Origin of the sequence: Nocardia sp. NPDC056100 (genome assembly GCF_042266325.1) — a bacterium.
Lineage (GTDB): Bacteria > Actinomycetota > Actinomycetes > Mycobacteriales > Mycobacteriaceae > Nocardia.
Map to the genome: position 1 here is coordinate 2,352,544 of NZ_JBHJVY010000001.1, position 18,580 is coordinate 2,371,123.

The 18,580-nt window shown below is 67.4% G+C and carries 17 protein-coding genes; 3 read left to right on the forward strand and 14 right to left on the reverse strand.

Annotated elements, in window-relative coordinates; translation table 11 throughout:
* The first annotated feature begins 4 nt into the window (after positions 1-4).
* The 3 genes from ACFC0O_RS10915 to ACFC0O_RS10925 all read left to right on the forward strand — a co-directional run bounded on the left by ACFC0O_RS10915 (position 5) and on the right by ACFC0O_RS10925 (position 1,278).
* Positions 5-208: a hypothetical protein gene (locus ACFC0O_RS10915; RefSeq protein ID WP_375955648.1), complete on the forward strand. Its 204-nt coding sequence runs from the start codon at positions 5-7 to the stop codon at positions 206-208.
* A 120-nt stretch (positions 209-328) separates the two neighbouring features.
* Positions 329-781, forward strand: a complete 453-nt coding sequence (locus tag ACFC0O_RS10920; RefSeq protein WP_375955650.1) for a hypothetical protein — start codon at positions 329-331, stop codon at positions 779-781.
* Positions 742-1,278 carry a hypothetical protein gene (locus tag ACFC0O_RS10925; protein ID WP_364628866.1) on the forward strand — a complete coding sequence of 179 codons (537 nt, stop codon included), beginning with the start codon at positions 742-744 and terminating at the stop codon, positions 1,276-1,278. The genes ACFC0O_RS10920 and ACFC0O_RS10925 overlap by 40 nt, the downstream gene beginning before the upstream one ends.
* Before the next feature lie 65 nt (positions 1,279-1,343).
* Here ACFC0O_RS10925 and ACFC0O_RS10930 read toward each other — a convergent pair whose 3' ends face one another.
* The 14 genes from ACFC0O_RS10930 to ACFC0O_RS10995 form a co-directional block, all read right to left on the reverse strand.
* The gene (locus ACFC0O_RS10930; RefSeq protein WP_375955652.1) at positions 1,344-2,846 is read right to left on the reverse strand and encodes a flavin-containing monooxygenase; all 1,503 of its coding nucleotides are present in this window, start codon (positions 2,844-2,846) and stop codon (positions 1,344-1,346) included.
* Between the two features lie 96 nt (positions 2,847-2,942).
* A complete protein-coding gene (locus ACFC0O_RS10935; RefSeq protein WP_375955654.1) occupies positions 2,943-4,283 on the reverse strand; it encodes a hypothetical protein in 1,341 nt (446 codons plus the stop codon).
* 15 nt (positions 4,284-4,298) lie between these two features.
* Entirely contained in the window at positions 4,299-5,132 is an 834-nt protein-coding gene (locus ACFC0O_RS10940; RefSeq protein WP_375955656.1) for an ABC transporter permease, read from the reverse strand.
* A gap of 133 nt (positions 5,133-5,265) precedes the next feature.
* Positions 5,266-6,222: an ATP-binding cassette domain-containing protein gene (locus ACFC0O_RS10945; RefSeq protein WP_375955658.1), complete on the reverse strand. Its 957-nt coding sequence runs from the start codon at positions 6,220-6,222 to the stop codon at positions 5,266-5,268.
* Positions 6,219-7,604, reverse strand: coding sequence for a glycosyltransferase (locus ACFC0O_RS10950; protein ID WP_375955659.1), 1,386 nt, complete (start codon positions 7,602-7,604; stop codon positions 6,219-6,221). The genes ACFC0O_RS10945 and ACFC0O_RS10950 overlap by 4 nt, the downstream gene beginning before the upstream one ends.
* Positions 7,605-7,607: 3 nt before the next feature.
* Positions 7,608-9,362 (reverse strand): condensation domain-containing protein, encoded by a 1,755-nt coding sequence (locus ACFC0O_RS10955; protein WP_375955661.1) that lies wholly within the window; start codon positions 9,360-9,362, stop codon positions 7,608-7,610.
* A 39-nt stretch (positions 9,363-9,401) separates the two neighbouring features.
* Entirely contained in the window at positions 9,402-9,809 is a 408-nt protein-coding gene (locus ACFC0O_RS10960; protein WP_364628848.1) for a hypothetical protein, read from the reverse strand.
* A 353-nt stretch (positions 9,810-10,162) separates the two neighbouring features.
* Positions 10,163-11,965 (reverse strand): AMP-dependent synthetase/ligase, encoded by a 1,803-nt coding sequence (locus ACFC0O_RS10965; protein WP_375955663.1) that lies wholly within the window; start codon positions 11,963-11,965, stop codon positions 10,163-10,165.
* A gap of 165 nt (positions 11,966-12,130) precedes the next feature.
* Positions 12,131-12,520 carry a MarR family winged helix-turn-helix transcriptional regulator gene (locus tag ACFC0O_RS10970; RefSeq protein WP_375956106.1) on the reverse strand — a complete coding sequence of 130 codons (390 nt, stop codon included), beginning with the start codon at positions 12,518-12,520 and terminating at the stop codon, positions 12,131-12,133.
* A gap of 122 nt (positions 12,521-12,642) precedes the next feature.
* Positions 12,643-13,647 carry a pyridoxal phosphate-dependent aminotransferase gene (locus ACFC0O_RS10975; protein ID WP_375955664.1) on the reverse strand — a complete coding sequence of 335 codons (1,005 nt, stop codon included), beginning with the start codon at positions 13,645-13,647 and terminating at the stop codon, positions 12,643-12,645.
* Between the two features lie 9 nt (positions 13,648-13,656).
* Positions 13,657-14,673, reverse strand: a complete 1,017-nt coding sequence (locus ACFC0O_RS10980) for a 3-oxoacyl-ACP synthase III family protein (RefSeq protein ID WP_375955666.1) — start codon at positions 14,671-14,673, stop codon at positions 13,657-13,659.
* Positions 14,674-14,675: 2 nt separating this feature from the next.
* On the reverse strand, positions 14,676-15,335 hold the full coding sequence (locus ACFC0O_RS10985) for an SRPBCC family protein (RefSeq protein ID WP_375955668.1): 660 nt from the start codon (positions 15,333-15,335) through the stop codon (positions 14,676-14,678).
* Positions 15,332-17,026, reverse strand: a complete 1,695-nt coding sequence (locus ACFC0O_RS10990) for a thiamine pyrophosphate-binding protein (RefSeq protein WP_375955670.1) — start codon at positions 17,024-17,026, stop codon at positions 15,332-15,334. The genes ACFC0O_RS10985 and ACFC0O_RS10990 overlap by 4 nt, the downstream gene beginning before the upstream one ends.
* Before the next feature lie 383 nt (positions 17,027-17,409).
* The gene (locus ACFC0O_RS10995) at positions 17,410-18,537 is read right to left on the reverse strand and encodes an Lrp/AsnC family transcriptional regulator (RefSeq protein WP_375955672.1); all 1,128 of its coding nucleotides are present in this window, start codon (positions 18,535-18,537) and stop codon (positions 17,410-17,412) included.
* Between the last annotated feature and the right edge of the window lie 43 nt (positions 18,538-18,580).

The following is an 18,580-nucleotide window of genomic DNA, read 5'->3' on the forward strand; positions in this document are numbered from 1 at the left end:
ATGTGTGCCAGGCAAGTCCGGCGAGTTTTCGATTTGCAAGATTGCAGCAGAAAAAACAGGCTCGAACTGCGGCTACTCGAAGCGTGCGGTGCAGTCACCCGTGCTCTGCGGCAAGCATTTTCGCCTCGGTTTTCAAGCGATCCGGCCTATTTGTGAGCAGATTCCGGATACTGAGTCATCAGAAAGCATATTTCATATCCTGATTTGATCTCGAATAGCGCTCTGCACCACAAGAACTCGCTTTTTGCCATGTGTGATATCGCATACCCTTGATGGCACAGGCGGTTTCAGCCGCGGAATCGCCTGCACTTCCCGAGGAGGTGTTCACATGGCCCTCGCATTCACCACGTGGTTGATAACCAGTGACGTGACTCCCGAAATCGCCCTGCGCTCAACTACTTCCGAACACGAGTGGGAATTGAGCTGGCTGCCGGACCGGCCGCTGAGCTTCGAACAGGCCGTCAGCGGCATGGTGCTGGACGAGATCCTGAGCGATCCCGCCCTCGCCGACGGCGAACTCGCCCTGGAACTGGCCGCCATCCGGGCCGGTGAACTCGGCACCACCCTGCGGGAAGTCGTACTGCGCCTGTCGATTCGGATGGCACAGCGCGATCAGCTCCGCAGTCAGGAGAACCTGTGTATTCCGACGCCACACTCCGATGTCAACGCTGCGGCTGGACCGGTCACATCGCGGCCGGGCACCGCCCCGGCTGCGCACAGCCGCTGCCTCGGATCGCGGCAGTGCCGCTGCCGACCGCAGGCTACCGCCGGTCGAGCCTGACCGGCACCGTCACCGTGGATCCGAGACCGATGGAAATGCCGGTGCTGCAACCGTTCTGGTTCCTGCTCGCCACCGCCGCGCTCTTCCTGGAGGGCCTGCCGCCGTTCTCACGCGCGATCATGACCGCCACGGTCGGCGCGGTGGCGGCGGCAGCGCTACTCGTACATGTGGTGGCGGGCGCGCGCATCGGGCTCATCTCGCGCCTGGCCCGGCCGTTCGCGCCGATTCGCTGGCGCACCGGTATGCGCCTGCGCATCACCGATGACGCGGGCGTGCGCTGGACACTGCACTTCCTGCCCTGGTTCGGCACCGATCTGCACAGCGGTGATCCGGCCTTCGCCGAGGGACATCGGAGCCGGACCGGGGAGTTCCGGGCCTCCACCGTCACCAATATCCGCACCGGCAGCAGGCATATCAGCCGCTGGGCCATGTCCTCCATGACCGCGGCCACCTGCCTGGTGCTGATGGCATTGCTGATCGGCACCACCAGAGCCTGACCGGGTGCCGGGCGGTGGTGGCGCGGAGGGGACATCGCCACCGCCCGGTGGTCACGCGATCATGGTCAGGCGGAACGTGATTCGGCCGCCACCGGCTCGGCCTTGCGGACCCGGCGGCGGAACCGCAGGATGCCGTCCTCGATCGCGCCCTTGCGCAGCATGGCGCGGTCCCGGAAGTAATTGTTGATGACCAGCCACGGACCGCGGGTGCCCTGACGGGGCATGACACCGTCGCCGCGCTGGATGTATCCGGAGGTGAGCGCGCCGCCCATGAGCGAGGCCTCGGAGCGATCGCCCTCCTCGGGCACGGCCACGACCTCGGTGTAGCCCTCGGCCTTCATATGGTTGAGCAGGCGGCAGAAGTACTCCGCGGCCAGATCGGCCTTGAGGGTCCAGGAGGCGTTGGTGTAGCCCAGGATCACCATGAGGTTCGGGACATTGCCGAGCAGAGCGCCCTTGTACGCCACCAGATCTCGCGTCGCCAGCTGCTCACCGTCCACCTCGAGGGTGGCCCCGCCCAGCATCTGCACGGTCAAACCCGTTGCGCTGACGACGATATCGGCGGCCAGCTCCTCGCCCGAGCGCAGCTTGATGCCGTTCGCGGTGAAGGTCTCGATCTGATCGGTGGCGATGGACGCCTTACCGCTGCGCAGCGTTTTGAACAGATCACCGTTGGGCACCACGCACAGGCGCTGATCCCACGGATTGTAGGACGGGGTGAAGTGCCGCATATCGATTCCGGAACCGATCTGGGCGCGCACCGCGGCCAGCATGAGCTTGGCGGACAGCTTCGGATTGGTCCGGGACAGTTGGTAACTCGCGCGCTGCAATGCGATATTGCGCGCCCGGCCCGCCCGATAGGCAATGGCGGCAGGCACTTTCGCGAGTTTGAGGCCGACCGCGACCGGATCGTTGGCGGGCAGCGCGGCGATATAGGTGGGCGAGCGCTGCAGCATGGTGACGTGCGCGGCCTTATCGCTCATGGCCGGGATCAACGTGATGGCGGTCGCGCCGCTGCCGATGACCACCACGCGCTTACCGGTGTAGTCGAGGTCCTCGGGCCAGTGCTGCGGGTGGATGATCTGCCCGGTGAAGTCCTGCTCACCCGGGAACTCGGGGCGGTAACCCTTGTCGTAGTCGTAGTAGCCGGTGCAGCCGACCACGAAGTTCGCGGTGTAGGTCTCGGTCTCGCCGGTGGTCTCGTTCAGGGCCTGCACGGTCCAGAGACCGGCGGCGCTGTCCCAGCTCGCGGTGGTCATCTTGCGGCCGAAGCGAATGTGCTCGGTGACGCCGTATTCGGCGGCGGTGTCCTCGACGTACTGGCGGATATGCGGCCCGTCGGCGAGCACCTTGGTGCCGATCCACGGGCGGAAGCCGTAGCCGAAGGTGTACATATCGGAGTCCGAGCGAATGCCCGGGTACTTGAACAGGTCCCAGGTGCCGCCGATGGCGGTGCGGCGTTCCAGGATCAGATAGCTGCGACCCGTGTTCTCCCGGGTCAGATGGCAGGCCATGCCGATACCGGACAGGCCCGCGCCGATGATCAGTACGTCGACATGCCGCGTCATTGAGGTACTCGCTTCGTCTGTTCATGCCCGGGCTCCGTCGTCCGGGTTTCCCGCATGTTATCTGTTATCCATAGTAACGTCTACTCTGACGCGGGTTCAGGACCAGAAAACCGGGTGCAGACCCCAGGCGGCGAACTCCTTGGCCACGCATTCGCGCAGGGCCTCCCTGGTCGGGAAACGATCGGGATCCGCGCCGGTCACCGCCAGGGTGACGGTTTCGCCATCGCTGGACCAGGAGAGATTGAGACCCACCTCCACGCGGCGGAACAGTTCGGTGTCATTGGTGCAGACCACCGGGCGCATGAGCACCGAGCGGGCGCGCACACCGGCGAAGCTCGCCACGGTCTGACCGGTTTCGCCGAGATTGGTGCACAGGCATTCGGGGGCCTTGGCGGTGCGGGAGAAACGGTCGAGCACGAATTTGGGCAGCATCATCTGCACCGGTTGCAGATGCTGGAGCGCTGGCGTGGTCGCCGGATCGGCATACGCGCGCGCGGCCTTCTTGATCGCGGCGCGCACCTGCACGAGATCGGTGAGCTCACCCGCGCGGTAGCGCACGGCGATGGGCAGGCCGGTGGTGGCGTTGCCGCGTGGATCGTCCGGCAGGCGCATGGAATGCGGAATGTCCACCCGCACCTCGGCACCGTCGGCAATGCGCCCGGTGCAGCCGAGAATGCCGACCGCGACCCCGACCATGAGGCCGTTGGCCGTGCCCTGGTGTGCGGCGGCGACCGTATTCCATTCGGCCAGGCCGACTTCCACCACGAGACTCGCGGCGGTGTGCCGGTCCGGCAGGTCGAGGGCGGGTTCGGCCGGGCGTGGATTGCGCGCCGGTTCCTGGACATCGCGAGCGGCGACGGCGGCGCGAATTCCCTTGGCGGCGGCGCGCAATTGACCGAGCGCGTCGGCGAAGTGCCTGCGGTACAACCCCGTTGACGGCAGGTCGCCGACGAGACGGCCGGAGCTGGTCGCGATATCCACCGGCGCACCGGAATCCAGGCGATCCAGGGCATCGCCGACCGCGTAGAGGACCGCTCCCCCGTCCGCGCCGACATGCGAGGTGACCAGGGACAGCAGCATGCCGCCGGTATCGGTCGGGGCGGACGAGAGCCGCCACACCCGGCCCACCGACGGATCGAAATCGACGCGGCTCTGGTCGAAGAACCAGTCCAGCACGCCGTCTTCCGGCACGGTGTCGGCCTGTGCGGTCAGCGGGATGGACTGTGCGGCGGGCACCCACCACGGCCGGGCGAAGGGCACCGCCGTGGTGCGCACCCGCCGGGCCAGGAAGCCGTGCGCCAGATGCGCGTGAAAGCGTTCCAGCACAACCGGATCCACGGGTTCGTCGAAACGCCAGGCCAGCTGATTGACCAGGGCGTTGCCGTACAGGGCGTGCAGTTTCAGGAACAGATCATCGTCTGCGGTCAGCCGGTTCATCCCGGATCCTCCGAATCAGCGATTGCGTAGCGTGCGAACGGTCAAGGGGGCGAACACGATCGCGACGATGAGCGCCGCCGCCACCGACCACATCAGGTCACCGCCCACGCGGCCCTCGTCGGCGAGGGTGCGCACGGCCGCCACCAGATGCGATACGGGGTTGTAGTCCGAGACGTGCCGCAGCCAGGTCGGCATGGCCGCCACCGGCACCAGGGCATTGGAGGCGAAACTCAGGAAGGTCAGCACCAGCATCGACATGCCCTGTACCGCGGCGGGTTTGGCCACCGTCACGCCGATGAAGGCGAAGATCCAGCTCAGCGCCGTGGTGGCGAGCACCACCAGTAGCGCGCCCAGTACCAGGCCACCGGGATGTTCGGGGCGGTAACCCATTCCGAAGCCGACCACCAGCACCATGACCGCGGCGATCACGTACCGCGTGGCCCCGGCCACCAGCGCACCGGTGACGGGTGCGGACCTGGCGATCGGCATGGCGACGAAGCGATCGAAGACACCGGACCGAATGTCCTCGGACAGTTGCACTCCCGTCGCCACCGACGAGGTGAGCACGATCTGCACCAGCACGCCCGGTATCAGGGTCGGCAGGTAGGCGTGCATGCTGCCCGCGATGGCGGTGCCGAACACACTGCCGAACAACAGCGGTCCGATGATCGGCAGCAGCACCGCGTCGTACAGCAGCTGCGGACTGTGGCGGAAGGTCAGCATGCCGCGCTTGGCCATGGTCAGCGACTGTCGCAGCGCCGCAAGCGGTCCCACGTGCCGGACGGTGGGCTTGCGCTCGATGCGGGCCTGCGGCTCGGCGATCACGGGGGTCTCGGTGAGGACGGTCATGCGCGGGTCCCCCTCTCGGTGCGGGATTTCGATGTGATGGGTGAGTGCTCCCCGATACGGCGGGTCCCGGTCCGGTCCCGATGTGAGCGCGTTGAGTTACAACGGGATTCGACGCCCTGAAAAGTGCGGGCGGTCATGCGGACGCCTTCCGCTCGGTCTTGCGGGTGAGGGTGAGGAAGACCGAGTTGAGGTCGGGGCGGTCGACGGCGAAGCCGCGCAAGCGGATTCCGCTGTCGCGGCAGGCGGTGATGACATCGGCAGCGCTCTCGATATCGCGGAGCGGGACCGAGAGGGTGGCGGGGGTGTCACCGTGCAGCGGGGTGACGCCGACGATGCGCTCGACCGCCGCGTCCGCCAGGGAACGCTGGGCCGGATCGACCAGGTCGATGCGGAGCATCTCCTCGCCGAGCGACGACTTCAGCTCGGCCGCCGTGCCTTCGGCGACCACGGTGCCGTGGTCGATGACGGCGATGCGGTCTGCGAGCGCATCGGCCTCCTCCAGATACTGGGTGGTGAGCAGGATGGTCGCGCCGCGGCCGACCAGCTCGCGCACGATCGTCCACATGCTCTCGCGGGTGTGCGGGTCCAGGCCGGTGGTCGGCTCGTCCAGGAAGATCAACGGCGGCAACGTGATCAGGGTCGCCGCCAGGTCGAGGCGGCGGCGCATTCCGCCGGAGAAGGTGCCGACGCGGCGGCGGGCGGCGGCGGTCAGCTCGAACTGTTCCAGCAGTTCCTCGGCGCGGCGGGCGGCGGCGCGACGAGTCAGGCCGAGCAGCTGGCCGAACAGGCGCAGATTCTCCAGGGCGGTCAGGTTCTCGTCCACCGCCGCGTACTGGCCGGTGAGACCGATCATGGAGCGGACGGCGGTGGCATCGCGCACCACATCGTGGCCGAAAACCGTTGCGCTGCCGGAGTCCGGGCGCAACAGGGTGGCGAGCATGCGCACGGTGGTCGTCTTGCCCGCGCCGTTCGGGCCGAGCAGGCCGAAGACCGTACCGGCCTCCACCCGCAAGTCCACCTTGTCGACCGCGGTCAACGAGCCGAAAGTCTTTCCCAGCGACTGCGTTTCGATTGCGAGCTCGGCGCTCATCGCACATCTCCGATCCTGAGGACCGCCGCACCGTCCGGCAAACCTGCCGGGGTGGTTCGAGACGGTACTGAATTGTCTTGCGGTGCGTCGGAATCCGCCGAACCGGCGGACAGTGACTCGATGACGTCGGCGGCTCTGGCGACACCGTCGTCGCGGAACCGCATACCGTAGGCCGAGGCCCGCAGCAGCACGGTGGGTTCGGTCGCGCGAATCAGTGCCCGTTCCAGGCGATCCGCCGATAGTTCCGCGAACGGCAGCGTGGCTCCCAGGCCGAGCGCGGTCAGCTGGCGGCCCCAGAACGGCTGATCCGCCTGCACCGAGCAGATGACCGACGGCACCCCGGCACGCAACGCGGCCGCGGTGGTCCCGGCCCCGCCGTGATGGATGGCGACCGCGCAGCGCGGCAGCACCGCGCGATGGTCGACCTGCGGGAGCACCGCCAGCTCCGGGCTCAGTTCGGGCTCGAACATGTTGCCGGTCAGGAGCACCCGGCGGCGCTGCCGTCTGCCCACCTCGCGCACCAGCTGCCGCACCGAGTGCGGATCGGCGACCGGCATGGAACCGAATCCCGCGTACACCGGCGGTTCGCCCGCCCGCAGCCACCGCGCGAACAGCGGCGCGAGCGGCTCGGGCGAATCCTCCGCCGGGGTGGCCGCCGCCGGGCTCGGGCCGGGGACAACCGGGAATCCGGTGACCGGCACATCACCCAGCTCTTCCGCCAGCCCGGGAAACAGTTCGATGTCGTACGCCTGAATAGCGGTGTAGGGCAAAAACTCTCGCAATGCCGGGCGATCGGTTCGGCCGTCGGCTCCCAGTCGTGCGGCGTGGGACAGGTCGGCGCGGAAGGCGGTGATCTCGGTGGCCAGCGCCCAGGCGCGGGCCTTGGTGAGCGCTTGCCAGCCGAGCCGATGCGCTGATCCGGGCAGGCGGCTCGCCCAGGACGCGGGCACCACGGGTACGGATCGATTCGGCCGGATGGGGAAGAAGTGCATGGCGGCGAGCGGAATCCTCTGCGACCGCGCCACTTCGGCGGCGAGTTCCTCGCACGCCATTCCGGTGACGAGAACGTCGGCGTCCCCGGCGATAGCCAGCAGATCCCGGGCCGCCTCGGCGAATCCGCGGCGTTGCAGATCCACCACCGCCCGCACCCGCGCCATCGGACTCCAGCTGGCGAATCGCTCATCGCGCTGCTGCGCCCGCAGGAGTTCCGAACTGTCCACACCGATGGGGACAGCCGAAACCCCGTGCCCGCGCGCGAATTCCACCAGATTCGGCGATACCGCCACCGTCACCCGATGTCCGCGCGCGGCCAGCTCCCGGCCCAGCAGCGCCCCCGGCTGCGCATCACCCCGGCTGCCCGCGAAGGCCAGAAGCACCTTCATGGCTCAGCCCTGCGCCGCGACCGGAACCCGCTGCGCTGCGGCATCATTCGCGACCACCGCGCATTCCGCCGCAGCCGCGACGATGGCCGGTGGCTGCGCTCCGGCGGACGAAATCGGTTCACCCGGCCCGCCGCGCGACGCGGGAACCCGGCGATCCACCTCATGCCCTCCGGCGGCGGCCGTACGGTCCGCCATCCCGGCTCCGGCGGCGGCCGCCACCTCATGTGCGGCGGCCGGGACAGCTTGCGTCCCTGGGAAGTCCGTAACCTCGCGAACCAGGTCACCGGCTTCCGCCAGGGCGGAGGCTTCTCGATCCACCATGCTCGCGCCACCGAATTCGCGCATGGCGCGGGTGAATTCGGTGAGGAAGCGGTCCATTTCGTGAGCGGGGAAGGCGGCTGGGAAGCGGGTGGACAGGCGCAGGCCGTCGGCGGCGCGGACGATCCAGAAGAAGACCTCGTCACCGGAGTAGGACTCGGCGCGCAGGGTGTGGCCGCGCAGGGATTCGACGAGTTCGTAGTCGGGCAGGACGCGGATGTCGAGAAAGGAGATGCCGAAGCGGGGGCGGTCCTCGCAGCCGAGCAGCTCCAGTGCGCGGGTCCAGGTGGCGTCATTGGCGACCTTGGAGCGGCGCAGGGTTTTACGGGTGGATTCGAGGGCGTTGTCGAGATCCAGGTCCGGGGACAGGGTGATGTCGATGGGGACGACATTGACGAACCAGCCCATGGATTCCAGCCACTTCAGATCCGGGCGGGTGGCGATCGGCATGATCGCCCGCATGGAGATGTAGCCGAAGGCCCGCCGGTAGGCGATGGCCAGGGCGGTGAATACCGCAACGGACAGCCGGTGTCCGCGCGCGGTGACCATGGTCTCGATGCGTTCGAGTTCATCCAGCGGCAGCAGCTTTCGCGAAACACTGGTCTGCGGCAGTTCGGACGGGGTACCGCTGCCCGCGGTGATGGCGGGTTCGAAGCGCGGCAGCATGCCGCCGGACCCGTCCAGGAAGGTGCGCCACAGTCGCACGGCCTCGCACTGCGGGGTGAGCGCGGCGGCGGTGCTGCGCTCCAGGGCCGCGAAATCGGCCGAGCTGCCGAAGGTCACCGATTCGCGTGCGGGTTCGCCCGCCACCACCGCGCGGTACAGGGTGCGCAGTTCCAGGATGACGATGGCCTGCGAGTAGGCGTCCATGACCGAATGGTCGGCGGCGATCAGCACGGTGAAGTCATCGCTCTCGTGCCGCACGGTGGCGAGCAGGCAGTGCGGCCACACCAGTGCGGACAGTCGCGATTCCAAAGCGTCGCAGAGGTATTCGGTGATGGCACCGGGGGTGGTGAGCTCGGGCACCGGTTCGTCGGCGACCGCGACCGCCTCCGGTGCGCACACCAGTCGCCGCGGTTCCGCGCCGGTGGCCCGGTCGAGCGTGGTGCGCAGACCCTCGTGCCGGGCATGCCACAGCCGCACGGTCTCGCGCCAATGCTCGGGTTCGAAGGCCGCGTCCATTTCGAAGATGGTGCCGATCCAGCGGCCGCGGCCGGGCTTGGGATCGGTGGCGTCGGTGTCCAGGCAGTGCCGGACATGCACGCTGGTGAAGGGCCGGGGATCGCCCGTCCACTCCTGTCCCGCGGCCAGTTCCGGCCGCCACAGCGTCAATGTGCCCGGGCGCAGGGCGAATTCGGAAAGATGTGTGTATTCCATATCGATGTCCTCATCGAATTTCATGCCCGGCGGTGAGGGCGTATGGATTCCGTAAAATTCCACGCCCTTCAATTCACGTCTGGCGAATTGAAAGCTATTGACTTACTTCACACCCGAGGAGCCCGCACCCGCTGCGGCGCTTCCGGATCCGAGGGCCTGCGCGAGCGTGCCGCCCGCCTGTGCCGAACCACTTGCCGCGCCACTGCCGGTGCCCAGCAGGCTCAATACCGATCCCGGTCCCGGGACGAGTCCGGCCAGCGAACCCGCGGCGGAACTGCCGGTGCCGAGTGCTCCGAGAACGCCGGCTCCGGTCGAACTGCCTGTTCCGGCGGCCGCGCTACCGGAACCGAGCGCCGGAAGGACGGACTGAACAGGGGCGGGAGCGGTCGCATCGGCGGGAGGCGGGATATCGCCTCCCGCCGGTGCGGCGGTAGCCAGGGCAGGCGCGATGAATGTCAGGGCGGTGCCCGCACAGCTGGCGGCAACCCGGATGACGATACGTGCGTTCATGGCCTGAAATCCTTTCGAACCTTCATCAGTTGAAGCTGTGCGCCGAAACGGCGGCTCGGCTGACGAGCAGTTTGAGAGAGCGGCGGCGACGCTGCCGGGAATGCGCCGAGTCGGGCGCGAACCAAGAACATCATTGTTACCAGATGGATGCAATACACCGGCGTGCAAACAAATGGTTAACGGAATGTTCTCGTGCACTTTCACTGTGTGCCAGACCACTGAAAGCCAATTTTGCCCAGTCATTCACTTTCAATGGTTTTCACCGCGCGGAATTAAACCCCGAAGCGCACAATCCCCCGCTCGCCTGTCGCGGCGAACGGGGGATTGCGGGGTAGCGGTGTGACCGGGATGTGTCAGGAGTAGATGGCCGCGACCTCGTCGGCGTACTTCTCCAGCACCACAGCGCGTTTCAGCGACATCTTGGGTGTCAGCTCGCCGGTTTCCTGGGTCCAGTCGGCGGACAGAATGCGAATCTTCTTGACCGCCTCGGCCTTCGAGACCTTCTTGTTCGAATCCGCCACCGCCGCATCGATTTCCGCGACCAGGATCGGGTTGACGGTGAGATCCTCGATGGTGGCGTCGGCGGGGATGTCGTTGCGCTGCCGCCAGCCCGGCAGCGCGTCGCGGTCCAGGGTGATCAGCACGCCGACGAACGGCTTGTTATCGCCGACGATCATGCACTGCCCGATCAGCGGATGCGCGCGCAGCGTGTCCTCCATCGGCGCGGGCGAGACGTTCTTGCCCGCAGCGGTGACGATGATTTCCTTCTTGCGGCCGGTGATGGACAGGAAACCGTCCGCGTCGAGCGCGCCCAGGTCGCCGGTGTGGAACCAGCCGTCGGTGAATGCGTCGGCGTTCGCGGCGTCGTTCTTCCAGTACCCGTCGAAGACGACCGAGCCTTTGAGCAGGACCTCACCGTCCTCGGCGATGCGCACGGCATTGCCCTCGATGGGCACGCCGACGGTGCCGACCCGCATCCGCGACACCGTGTTCACCGTGACGGCGGCACTCGTCTCGGTCAGGCCGTAGCCCTCGAAGACCGGGACGCCGATACCGCGGAAGAAATGGCCGAGCCGCGCACCCAGCGGACCGCCGCCGGACACCGCCCCGGTGCACCGACCACCAAGGGCCGCACGGAGTTTGGAGTAGACCAGCTTGTCGAACAGCGCGTGCTTGGCCCGCAGCACCAGTCCGGGACCGCCGGTCTCCAGCGCCGTGCTGTACGCGATGGCGGTGTCGGCGGCCAGATCGAAGATCTTGCCCTTACCGCCGTCATGCGCCTGCTGGCGCGCGCCGTTGTAGACCTTCTCGAATACGCGCGGCACCGCCAGGATGAAATCCGGCTTGTACGAAGCGAATTGGGTGGTGAGCGTGGTCCAGTCGGAGGTGTGCGCGACGGTCACCTTGGCGGCCAGCGAGCCCACCGCGATGGCGCGGGCAAAGACGTGCGCGAGCGGCAGGAACATCAGCGTGGTCTTGCCCTCGGCGAGCAGATGCCGCAGCGCGATCTTGCCGGAGATGGATTCGGCCAGCAGATTCGACTGCGTCAGCACCACGCCCTTGGGACGCCCGGTGGTGCCGGAAGTGTAGATGAGCGTGGCAGGCGATTCGGCGCGCACCTGGGCGCGGCGCTCGGCAATAGCGCTGTCCGGCACCGACTTTCCGCGCTCGATCAGCGTATCGATCGCGCCCGAATCCACCCGCAGCGTCTCGCCCAGATCGGGCGTGCTGATCTCGGCGACGACGGCGGCATGCCGCTCGTTCTCGACGATGAGCAGTCTGGTACCCGAATCCGAGAGGATCCACTGCGCCTGATCGGTGGCGGAGGAATCGTAGATGGCCACGGTGCACGCACCGGCGGTCCAGATGGCGTAGTCGATGAGGGTCCACTCGTAACGGGTGGCGGACATGAGCGCCACCCGATCCCCCGCCGCGATACCGGAGGCGATGAGCCCCTTGGCCACCGCGCGCACCTGCGCCGCGAATTCGGCCGCCGTCACATCGCGCCAGCCGGAGCCCTCGGGGATCTGGAACGCCACGAAATCAGGCGAATCCCGCTCCAGGTTGTCGACGACATCGGTCAGCGCCGCACCCTCGGCGATGGTGTAGGACGCCTGCGCCTCGAACTCGCGCCCTGCAACCGCGGTGGATCCCATCTGTTACGACCTCTCTGCTGCCGGTCCCCGTGTCCGGCACGCGGGCACACTCTCGCATGACCCCCGAAGCAGGGCCAACTCACAATGCTGGAGCCCTGCGCGGTGGATCACAATGTGCGGGCGAACACCGCGCACATCACCCGAGTGTGCCGCAGACCATTCCCATCAGTGGGAGCGGGCGGCCACGACCATGGCGTCGAGCCGCGCGCCCAGCGCGTTGACCCGGTCCCGCAATGCCTCGATGTCCTCGATCGGGAGCCCGACCGATTCGAGTACGGCATGGATCATGTGCTGGGCCGCGACCTGCAGTTCGGCGCTGGCGGCGCTGGCGCGCAAGACCAGCGCCCGGCCATCGGAGGCACTGCGCTCACTCTCCACCAGACCGTTGGCGGTGAGCCGCTGTACCAGCGGTGACAGCGTGCCGTAGTCGAGGTGAATATGCTCGCCGAGCTCTTTCATGGTGATTCCGGGACGTTCCCACAGCGTCAGCAGCACCAGGTACTGCGGATAGGTGAGATTCATATCGTCCAGGAAGGGACGGTAGGCAGCGGTCATGGACCGCGACGTGGAGTACAGCGCGAAACACAGCTGAGCGTTCAGCGACAGAAGCGCGTAGTCGATCTCCTCGTCCGCTCCGGCCCGGTGCCCATCGGGTGCGGAAGGCGGATTTTCTGACATTACTGCACTGTACTGCGCACGGTGGCGAGAACGGCGTCGGTGGCCGAGCGGTCCCCGACCGTGATGCGGATACCGGTCGGATAGCGCTTGACGTGAATCTCCGCGCCCGCCAAGGCCGCCGCCACCCGATCGATATCCGGCTCGGGCAGGGTCAGATACGAGAAGTTGGCGTAGCTGTCCGGCACCGACAGACCCAGCTCGCGCAGTCCGGCGGTGAGGCGATGCCGATGTCCGGCGATCACGCTCACCCGGGCCGCGATCTCCGGCTCGGCCGCATAGCAGGCGCGCACGGCGACCTCGGCGAGCGCATTCATCCCGAAGGGCAACTGCCAGCGGGCGATTCGCTCGATCAGTTCCGGATCGCCGATGGCGTAGCCGACGCGCAGCGCTGCGAGTCCGTACGCCTTCGAAAAGGTGCGCAGCACCAGCAGATTCGGATGTCGTTCGACCAATGCCAAAGCCTCGATGCGATCTTCGCCGGGGACGAAGTCCACATACGCCTCGTCCAGCACGACGGGGACCGTCGCGGGCACCCGGTGCAGGAACTTCTCGAATTCCCTTGGCGTGATCAGTGTTCCGGTCGGATTGTGCGGACTGCACAGCACCACCAGCCGGGTGCGGTCATCGATGGCGTCGGCGATCGCGTCGAGGTCCTGCCGTCCGTCCGGGGTGAGGGGTACGGTCACCGGCCGCCCGCCCGACATGGTGGTCAGGATCGGATACCCGTCGAAGGTGGGCGTCGCCATCACCACACCCGCACCGCCGGAACCGAATTCCTGCACGATATGCATGATGACGCCGGTCGCCCCGGCCCCGACCACGATGCGATCGGCGTCCACCCCGAGCCGTTCGGCGATCAGCCGGGGCAGCCGCTGCGGCAGGAACTCCGGATACCGATTCGCCGAGGACAGTGCGCGCGAGAGCGCCTCACGCACCGAAGCCGGTGGCCCATAGGGGTTTTCATTGAGTTGCAACTGATGCCCGAGCGGGGCCAGGGGTGCCATCGCGTCGCCTCAGCGCCCGCCCCAGCGCACCGCCGCGGCGGCCGCGAAGTCGCCGGCGTGCGCGAATCCGGCGAACATCACCAGCGATCCGGGGGCGGCGCGGCCCTCATCGATCGCGCGGTCGAAATTGACGGGAATGCCCGCGCCGAACAGGTTTCCGCATTCGTCGAAGGTGTCCGGATGCTTGTCCTGGGGCAGCAGCAGCGCATCGCGCCAGTTGCGCAGGAACGCGCGATTGGGCTGATTGGTGACCAGCAGATCCAGTTCGCTGCTGGGGACGCCGAGCCGCTTGCACACCGCGTGCGCCACCTCCGGCACGATCCGATTGCCGCGCCCGAGCACCTTGGCGATCTTGGATTCGGTGAAGCCGACGTGCATCTGGCCCGGCCCGGCCTCCCAGTACTTGCGCGGCGGATCGGCCAGCACCGTCATCTCACCCGCGAACTGCGGCAGATGCCGGGTCTCGATATCGAGGATGGGCGAGATATCGGATTTCACCAGCAGACCCGCGCCCGCACCGTCACCGGGTATGGCGGCCTGCGGTTTTCCGCGCACCTGCTCCTGGGTGAAGATCTGCCCGGCTGCGTTCTGAATGGTGACGATGAGCGCGGCCTTGGCATCGGTGCTGACCAGGATCTGCCGGGCCAGCTTCATGGCGTGCACGAAGGCCGCGCAGCCGCCATTGTGCAGATCGATGAGCCATTCGGGATTGATGCCCAGGCGCGCGGCGACCTCACCGCCATTGCCGACGATGCCGGTCTCCGGGAGCTGGGTGTGCACGATCAGAACATCGATGTCCCGCAACACATCTCGCCCGTGCCGGTCCAGCAGCGGGGCGACGGCGCGCTCGGCCATATCGGCGGGCGTCTCACCCGGGGCCACGTGATGCCGGAACTTGGGCGATTTGAACATGATGTTCGCGGTGACGTCGTCGGCATCGGCGTACTGCGCGAAATAGTCTGCGGGAACGACGGTTTCGGGCAGATACCCGGCGACGTCGAGCAGGCTGACGGTAGCTGTGGTCATGATCAGTCCATCCATTCGGGCTTGATCGGCTGGCCGTTGGCGTGCCGGTGTTCGCAAATGGCTTTGAGATTGCGCAGTTCCAGCAGATGCCCGGCGGCGAAGAGGTGCCAGAAGTCGCCGACCCATACCGGGCGGCCCTCCGGTGCGGTCGCGGGGTAGGCGTTCTCGTCGTAGAACGGGTGGTGACAGTTGGTCCACAGCACCACCGAGCCCGGCTTGTTGAGCACCTTCTGCGCGTCCACGACCCGCATCAGGTAGATCATCCACAGGTGCTCACCCTGATCCCAGGCGCAGTGGTAGTCCACGGTGCGGGTCTCGCGGCTGGATTCGGTGCGGGTGTAGATGCGGGTGTGCGAGCCGATGCGATCGTCCGAGACCCACAGGTCCGGGGTGTCGGTGCGCTCGAAACCCCGCATGCTGTAGGTCCATTCGCACAGGCTGCGGGTATCGGAGAGGTACTCGAACACCTCGTCCGGCGGTGCGTCGATGTATTCGTTGACGGTGCAGTACTCGCCGAATATCTCATCGTGCGGGTACACCGCCCGGGTCATGTCCAGGACCATCGGCATGCCCTCCTTGAGGGACATGGTCTCGATGCGGTACACGCCGGGGACGTCGAGATGCGGTACCTCGACCGGTTCGGCCTTGACGGTGTCGGTCATGCGCGGGGCTCCTTCAGGAAGGGGGCGAAGGGAGGGAGTTCATCTGGATCACAGAGGATTTCGATGAAGACCGGGCCCGCCTCGTTGCGGGTCTTGTCCAGGGCGTTGTCGAATTCGGCGAGGGTGCTCGCGGTATAGGCGGGCAGCTGCGGGAACATGGCCGCCACTCCCGCGCCGATCTCGGCCGGGCGGAAGCGGTTGTAGCTGTATTCGCCCGAGTAGTAGAGCTGTTCGCGGGTGACGCACATGGCGTGCGCGTTGTTGTTGAAGATGACGAAGGTGACCGGGGCCTGATATTCGACGGCGGTGTGCACCTCGTTGCCGTGCATGAAATACGAACCGTCACCGGCGATTACGAAGGTGCGGCGGCGACGGCCGAGCGCACAGCCGATGCCGGCACCGAAGGAGTAACCCATACCGCCCATGCCGAGCGCGATCAGGAAGCGCCCGCCGTCGGGAACGGGGAGGTGATGCACCACCGCCGCACCGGTATTGCCCGCATCGGCAACCACATCGGTGCCGGGTTCCAAGCGCGACGAAATCGACTGTACGGCATCGCGATAGCGCACGCCGGGTCCGTTCGCGGGCGGCGGCGACAGTTCCGGCAGCGCGTCCCGATCAGGCTGTGCCGTCCCGAATCCCGGCCGCGAAGTACGCGCGGACAGCTCCAGCAGGCGGCGGCGCGGCGATCCGGGTACGCGCACCCGCACCGGCACGAACGGCTCGTCCTCGCCCAGGTGCAGCACCCGGGGGCAGGCGGCCAGCGCGTCGTCCAGTCCGGCGCGCGCGGTCATCGACAGCGGCGTCCCGGCGAGTACGCACACCGCCGCGGCCGCGACCAGTTCCGGCGCGTGCGGATGCCCCATGATGCCGGTGACACCGGCGAAACGCGGATGCCGGTTCGGGAAGGCGTCTTTCGCGTCGGGGGTGACCAGCACCCGGGCATCGAGGGATACCGCCAGCGCGGCGAGTTCGGCGCGGGCGTCGGCCCGCGCGATCTCGGGTCCGGCGATGATCACCGCCGGACCCTGTCCGGCGGCCAGCGTGAGCAGTTCGGCCGCCTCGGCGAGCTGCCCCGCGGCGCGCACATCGACCTGCCAGGGCGCGGGCACGGGATCGGCCTCGCGATATACCGGCCACGAACCACCGGGCGCTATGGCCGCCTGAATATCCTTGGGCAGCAACAATACCGCCGGACCACCTGCGAGCGCGGCCTCGACGGCCCGCTCCAAATCGGCGTGAATATCCTGCGGCCGTGCGACTTTCACGCACGAAACGCTGACCGCGCCGAAGATGCGCTCGGCATCGAGCCGCCCGTGGCCGCCGCTGGTGTCCTGGAACGCACCCCGGCCTTCCAGCCCGATCGGCGGCTGACCGACCAGCGCCAGCACCGGCACCCGCGAGTCGTAGGACTCGGTAAGCGCCGCAAGCAGATTCATCGCTCCACCGCCGGAGGTGGCGGCGACCACGCCGAGCCGATTGGTGGCGCGGGCATACCCGTCCGCCATGGTGGCCGCGCCGAATTCATGTTTGGCGACAATGCCGGTCAGCAGATCGGGGCGGCGCTGGACGGCGTCGTACAGGTCCTCGATATTGGCACCGCCCACGCCGAAGAGGTGATCGGTGTAGGCGCCGAGTCGCGCGACGATGACGTCCGCGACGGTCTGAACGGCTGCTCCGCGTTCGCTCACGATCCCCCGTTTCGATATACATTGCCCGCGATACATCGTCCACAATGTATCCACGGACACCCGTCCCAGACAATGTGTCACAGGTCACAGAATTGCTTGAAAAGTGCTGGTAGTCAGCGATTTTGGCGTGTAGGGACGCCGCCGAACGGATCCCGGTGGCGCTGCGACCCGAATGCGATGACATTCGAGTCAGCATCTCGCCCGCAACCGGGATTCGATCGACTCTTCAGGACTAACGGTTCAGACCCCGCGCGGGTTCAATCTAGGTCCCGAGCGCCCGAAAGCAAGTCCGAGCGCGGTATTCACCGGAACCTTGTGCCCGGAACCAATGGCACCGCACCGGTTCTGAGCCCCGGCACATGGACAGGGCACCGCTCCCGGGCCTAGTCCACCCCGCCCGCGACCGGGGCGGGCCACACCGCGAAGGGGATATGACCGGTGGCGGCACCGTCCGGCGCGAGCAGTCTGCCCATACGTTTGAGGGCACGCAGGGTTAGCTGGCGCTCGGTAATGTCCAGATTCGGGAAACTTTGCAGCAGACGGTTTTCCAGGAGGATGCATTCGTGCTGCGAGCGCAGCCAGGCGATGACCAGCACATTGCTGGCACCGGTAGCGGCGGCGCAGAGCCGGATCTCGGGCCATTGCGCGAGTTCGGCGCCCAGCGCGTCGAGTTCACCGGCGGGCAGCCGTACCCACAGGTTGGTGTTGACGGTCCAGCCCGCGGACTGCTGAGCGAAGTCGCAGCGAATCTGCAAACGACCCGAACCTGTCATATCCGCGAGGCGGCGGCGCACGGTTGTCTCACTCAGTCCGGTGTCGGCGGCCAATTCGGCGATACCGCGGCGGGCGTCCGGTGCCAGCGCGAGCATGAGTTCGATATCCCCGGCGCGGACCCGCGAGGGTGCGGGCGGGTGCCGCTGCGCATCGGTCAGCAGGGTGCGCTGCACCGGATCGAGCGCGCCCGGCCGCCAGTGCCCGCCCTCGATATAGATGCGCAGTCCCACCGCGACCCGCACGTCCAGCACACCGGGCAGCGCGGCGAGTGCGCGCACCGCGAAATCGTCCAGTGCGCAGGCGTCTTCGGCGGCGACCGACAGATTCAGCTGATAGCGCCCGCTGGTGCGCTCCACCGAGAAGACGCATTCGTACGCGCAGATCCGATCGGACAGCATCGCCACCGCATCGGCCCGGCAGTGCACGCGCACGTAGCCGATGACCGCGAACTCCGGCGCGTACGCCGTCATCCAGGCCAGTTTGGTCCCGCGCAGCCGCGCCCAGCGCCGCGCGACCGTGGTGGCGTCCACTCCCAGCGAAGCACCGATCCGCGTCCACGAGGCGCGCGGATTGATCTGCAACGCGTTGACCAGATCCAGATCCTGCTCCCCGAACCCCGCGGCGATCCCCCGCGCCCCGGCGGGTTCGATCCCGGCGCGACCGCTGCCCGTGGCGGAATCCGGCGGGAGTTGATCGGAAATGGCGTTATCCAGCGATTTCGCCATATCCTCGGCCATGGGGGCCATTGTGGCATTTCGCCACGCCTCCACGTTGTGAAGG

Coding starts and splice junctions, on each gene's coding strand:
- ACFC0O_RS10970 (WP_375956106.1), bottom strand. CDS start 12,520: ATGACCGCTGCCTACCGTCCCTTCCTGGACGATATGAATCTCACCTAT.
- ACFC0O_RS10980 (WP_375955666.1), bottom strand. CDS start 14,673: ATGACCACAGCTACCGTCAGCCTGCTCGACGTCGCCGGGTATCTGCCC.
- ACFC0O_RS10935 (WP_375955654.1), bottom strand. CDS start 4,283: ATGAACCGGCTGACCGCAGACGATGATCTGTTCCTGAAACTGCACGCC.
- ACFC0O_RS10985 (WP_375955668.1), bottom strand. CDS start 15,335: ATGACCGACACCGTCAAGGCCGAACCGGTCGAGGTACCGCATCTCGAC.
- ACFC0O_RS10950 (WP_375955659.1), bottom strand. CDS start 7,604: ATGAAGGTGCTTCTGGCCTTCGCGGGCAGCCGGGGTGATGCGCAGCCG.
- ACFC0O_RS10945 (WP_375955658.1), bottom strand. CDS start 6,222: ATGAGCGCCGAGCTCGCAATCGAAACGCAGTCGCTGGGAAAGACTTTC.
- ACFC0O_RS10995 (WP_375955672.1), bottom strand. CDS start 18,537: ATGGCCGAGGATATGGCGAAATCGCTGGATAACGCCATTTCCGATCAA.
- ACFC0O_RS10960 (WP_364628848.1), bottom strand. CDS start 9,809: ATGAACGCACGTATCGTCATCCGGGTTGCCGCCAGCTGTGCGGGCACC.
- ACFC0O_RS10975 (WP_375955664.1), bottom strand. CDS start 13,647: ATGGCACCCCTGGCCCCGCTCGGGCATCAGTTGCAACTCAATGAAAAC.
- ACFC0O_RS10940 (WP_375955656.1), bottom strand. CDS start 5,132: ATGACCGTCCTCACCGAGACCCCCGTGATCGCCGAGCCGCAGGCCCGC.
- ACFC0O_RS10920 (WP_375955650.1), top strand. CDS start 329: ATGGCCCTCGCATTCACCACGTGGTTGATAACCAGTGACGTGACTCCC.
- ACFC0O_RS10930 (WP_375955652.1), bottom strand. CDS start 2,846: ATGACGCGGCATGTCGACGTACTGATCATCGGCGCGGGCCTGTCCGGT.
- ACFC0O_RS10965 (WP_375955663.1), bottom strand. CDS start 11,965: ATGGGATCCACCGCGGTTGCAGGGCGCGAGTTCGAGGCGCAGGCGTCC.